Source organism: Nocardioides sp. cx-169 (assembly GCF_021083605.1).
In the GTDB taxonomy this organism is placed as follows: domain Bacteria; phylum Actinomycetota; class Actinomycetes; order Propionibacteriales; family Nocardioidaceae; genus Nocardioides.
On record NZ_JAJNRO010000025.1, the window covers coordinates 1 to 4,352 of the forward strand.

The 4,352-nt window shown below is 63.7% G+C and carries 4 protein-coding genes; all 4 read right to left on the reverse strand.

The annotated features are described in order from the left end of the window. Positions 1 to 1,017, reverse strand: a 1,017-nt coding sequence (locus tag LRP67_RS21130) for an IS256 family transposase (protein WP_231272318.1), incomplete at its 3' end; no start/stop codon positions are given. Between the two features lie 36 nt (positions 1,018 to 1,053). Beyond that, entirely contained in the window at positions 1,054 to 1,197 is a 144-nt protein-coding gene (locus LRP67_RS21135) for a transposase (RefSeq protein ID WP_231272320.1), read from the reverse strand. 338 nt (positions 1,198 to 1,535) lie between these two features. Then, entirely contained in the window at positions 1,536 to 2,987 is a 1,452-nt protein-coding gene (locus tag LRP67_RS21140) for an aldehyde dehydrogenase family protein (RefSeq protein ID WP_231272321.1), read from the reverse strand. A gap of 76 nt (positions 2,988 to 3,063) precedes the next feature. Next, positions 3,064 to 3,945 (reverse strand): SMP-30/gluconolactonase/LRE family protein, encoded by an 882-nt coding sequence (locus LRP67_RS21145; protein ID WP_231272322.1) that lies wholly within the window; start codon positions 3,943 to 3,945, stop codon positions 3,064 to 3,066. Positions 3,946 to 4,352: the final 407 nt, after the last annotated feature.

Sequence of the window (4,352 nt, forward strand, 5' to 3'; positions counted from 1 at the left end):
CCAGTTCGAGTCGTGGAAGGCGTCGAATGCCTCACGGGCGGTCTTGTCACTGGTCGCGGTGTAGATCGGCTTCAACGCCTTCGCCACGGCCTTGCGGTCGCCGTAGGACACGAACCGCATCGAGGCTCGGACCAGGTGCACCACGCAGGTCTGGACCGTCGCCTGCGCCCAGGTCGCCTCGATCGCCTCGGGCAGCCCCGTGAGGCCGTCACAGCAGACAATGAGGACGTCCCTGAGTCCGCGGTTGGCGAGCTCGGCGCAGACGCCGGCCCAGAACTTCGCGCCCTCGGAAGTCTGGATCCAGATCCCCAGGACGTGCTTGATGCCGTCCATATCGACGACGACGGCGATGTGAGCGGACTTGTTGATCACGTGCGCGCCGTCGCGGACCTTGACCACGATCGCGTCCAGGTAGACCACCGGGAAGAACGCGTCCAGCGGCCGCGCCTGCCACTCCAAGATCTCCTCCGCGATCGCATCGGTGATGTTGCTGATCGTCTCGTGCGACAGCTCGGTCCCGATCGTTGAGGCGAGGTGATGGGCGATGTCCCTGACGGTCATCCCGCCCGCGTAAAGACTGATGATCATCTCGTCCAACCCGGAAAGCCGGCGCGAGCCCTTCGGCACGAGCGTCGGGGTGAAGCTCCCGTCGCGGTCGCGCGGAATGGCCAAGTCGATGTCCCCGGTCTGGGTCGCGACCGTCTTCGGCGTCGTCCCGTTCCTCGAGTTCGACACCGCCGACGCCGCGGGATCGCCCTTCTCATAGCCCAGATGGCTGGTCAGCTCCGCCTGAAGCCCACGTTCAAGCGCGGCCTTGATCAGCCCGGGAATGAACCCGCCATCGCCGGTCAGCTCGAGCTCACCAGCGTCGATCTTCGCGAACAGCTCGTCCAACGCACCCGCCGCGGCGAGGTCAGCGGCCGCCTTCGAGCCCGGCTTGTCTGCGCGGTCAGCCCGCCGAGCGGCAGCCGCCTTCTTGTAGTCCGGTCGCCCGGTCCCTTCGGTCACAGCAGTCATCTTCGTTCCTTCGCTGAGACCGACCGCTTACACAGATCATCTGACACCCCCGCGACGCCAGCTGTAGATCGTCTGATCGCTGATGTCGAGGTCGTGCGCGATGCTGGCGACGCTCTTGCCGTCCGCGAGCAGGTCGAGGACCTTGCGTCGAAACTCTGCCGGGTAGCCCCGTCGTCCCATCTGTTCCTCCTGGTGTCAGGCACCAGAATCCAGAAATCCAGACTCCGTGGGACCAGGGACACACCAGAGCCTCTACGAAACCCGGGGCGATTCACGTGTGGACGCGCTCGCCCGTGACGCCATCAAACGCCGCTGCCTCGACAAATCGTGCGTCACGTCCAGCCAACGCTCGTACGCTCGGTGAACACCGGGGCCTCCCACACTGGGATCGGCCAGGCAGGCGGCCCCTGCTCGGTAACCCACGAATCTGGTGAGTGAGGCCCCGGCCCGCACCTACCTCAGCCCGAGGCCGTCACGTCGTACCGTCTAGCCGAGGTCGAAGTAGGCCCAATACTGACTCAAAGTCGAACAACGATGGTCTTTGTCGCAGTGTAAGCATCGAGAGCCTCAACGCCCTTCTCTCGGCCGTATCCGGACTTACGGAAGCCCCCAAAAGGCAACTCAACCCCACCCCCAGCGCCGTAGGTGTTCACATACACCTGACCAGCGACAATCTCGCGCGCCACGCGATGAGCCCTCGACAGGTCACGGGTCCACACTGCCCCCAGCAGTGCGTAATCAGTTCCATTGGCGAGCGCGATTGCCTGCTCCTCGTCCGAGAACTGCATGGTCGTGAGGACGGGGCCGAAGATCTCTTCCTGTGCGATGGCCGACGTTGGATCAACTCCGTCAATCAGCGTGGGAGCAAAGTAGGCGCCGCCGATGATGCCGTCAGGCTCCACAACGTGTCCGCCGCACACGATCTCTCCGGACGCAACGGACTCCACGTAGCCGCTCACCCGACGCTGTTGCTTGCGCGAGACAAGCGGCCCGAGATCGGGATCGTTGAGTGCTGGCCCGACTGTCACCTTCGCGAAGATGTCAGAGATCCGCTCCAGCAACTCGGCATGTCGGTCCTGATGCACCAGAACTCGTGAGCCGGCCGAGCAGGTCTGGCCTGCGTTCTGAAGGATCGCCTTCGCGACGAACTCGGCCGCAGTGCCGATATCTGCGTCTTCGAAGACGAGGTGTGCCGACTTGCCACCGAGTTCTAGCATCACGGGCGCGGTCCGCTCGGCGGCTGCAGCAGCGACTAGGCTTCCGACCTGTGTAGATCCCACGAATCCCAGGTGGTCGACGCCAGGATGCGCTGCTAGGGCTGCCCCCGCCTCAGTCCCCATCCCGGTCACTACGTTGAACACACCTGCCGGCACACCGGCCTGAACCGCGAGCTGCGCGACACGAACGGCCGTGCGAGGCGTCTCGTCCGCTGGTTTGATGACTGCACAGTTGCCGGCAGCGATAGCTGGGGCGACACCACGGGCCAGAAGTTGCAGAGGATAGTTCCATGCAAGGATATGTCCGGTGACGCCGTGCGGCTCGCGCTGAGTATAGGCGAGCAGATCCGGGCTCAGCGGAATGCTCAAACCGTAGTATGAATCGATGGCTCGGCCGTAGAAGCGGAAGTAGCGAGCACACACGTTCGCGTCGTTACGGGCCTGCGAAAGTGGCTTCCCAGAATCCTCGCTCTCGAGCTTCGCGAGGTTTTCGGCTTCCAAGGAAATGAGGTCGGCGAACCGGCACAGAATGTCCGCCCGTTGTTCCGGGGCGGTCCGGCTCCAGGCGCGACTAGCTGACCGCGCGGCGGCAACGGCTAGATCGATCTCGGCTTCGCCGCCGCGGGCGACATCACCCAGGGTGTGGCCGGTCGACGGGTCGATGTTCTCGTAAGTCGAGGTGGCCTCGATCGACCTCCCCCCGACATACGACTGCGTCACCGGTCTCGAGACCACTGCATCCACCGCCTTCATCGGAACCTCCTTCGTAGATGACCTCTTCGGCCCCTCTCATCGAGGGGCCGCAGCCTCCGCCCTCGGCCGGGTGTGGTCACGCCGTTTGGTGCGGGCTGGCTGGAACGTCGACCCGGACCGTCACGAGTTCTGCATTGTTGCTGCTCGGCACCGTGCAGACGAAGAGAGTCCGCCCGTCATCGCCGCCCAAGGCGCACGCGAGCGTGGTCGCCCCCATACTCACCTCTTCGAGGATCTCCCCGCCCGCACGCACTCGCACGACACGGTTGCCTCCGCAGTCGGCGATCCACAACGCCTGATCGGCGTCAAGAGCGCATCCATCGGCGGCTACCCCCATGAAAGACATGGCGTTCCCGAACGACCTCTCGGTTGGCTCGGGGGGGTCGCCAAACGTGGCCCATGCCCGCCGCTCGGCCAGTGAACCGTCGTCAGCTACGTCGAACGCGGTGATCCGGTTGCCAACGGTCTCCCCGACGAGAAGTGTCCCGTCTGGCAGGAACACCGAGCCGTTGGGGAACCACATGTCTTCAGCAGCGACCTCAACCCTGCCGTCGGGGTCGACCCTCACGACCGAGCCGGGGACGAAGGGCTCATCGGCGAAGACCGCGAATCCAGAGTTGCCGACGAAGGCGCGGCCGCGTGCATCAACGACCATGTCATTTGCGTAGCCCTGGACGAAGTCGCCGAGGTCGGCGTGGGTGACGATTTCGCCGTCGGGCTCGCGGCGCAGCAGTTTGTGCTCTGTCATGGAGACGATGAGAAGTCGACCATCCGGTAGCCAGCCCAGACCGGATGGATGATCGCCGAGCTCGGCCTCGATCCGCTGGTCGGTTCCGTTCTCGGCCATCGAGAGGACTCGATTGGCATACAGATCGGAGCACCAGAGCCTGCCCTCATGCCAACGCGGGCCCTCGAGAATGGTGTGCCCTGACGAAATGGTCGTGATCGTACGGCTCACGAACTGACTCCTTGAACGACTAGGGACTCCCGTAGATTCAACTAGAGATTGACCGATATGATATCGCATCGTGGCCGTCTAGTCCATGGTGTTTGCATGGAAGTGCTGCCCAGGGACAGCGTGGTCACCTCGGTCGAGGCACCTTATAGGTATTGCGCGCAGGCCACATACGATCTAATATCGCGGACGGCGGGCCTCCTGACGGTGTGCTCAGCTCGTAGTGGGGGTCCTGACTCTGAGGCTGTCGAGCAGCGCAGATGAGTGATCGTTTGGGCATACCCGCTCTACAAGTCCCTTCATCTCACATCACGAAACGGGAGACTGTGTCATGTCTACGGAAACTTTGAAGAAGGCGCCCCATGAGGACCGTGGGCTAGATACGGCCTACCCGATTACGGAGGAGCAGA

What these genes read in the sequence shown, in the direction of transcription:
- LRP67_RS21135 (WP_231272320.1), bottom strand. Translation starts at nt 1,197, where the DNA reads ATGGGACGACGGGGCTACCCGGCAGAGTTTCGACGCAAGGTCCTCGAC.
- LRP67_RS21140 (WP_231272321.1), bottom strand. Translation starts at nt 2,987, where the DNA reads ATGAAGGCGGTGGATGCAGTGGTCTCGAGACCGGTGACGCAGTCGTAT.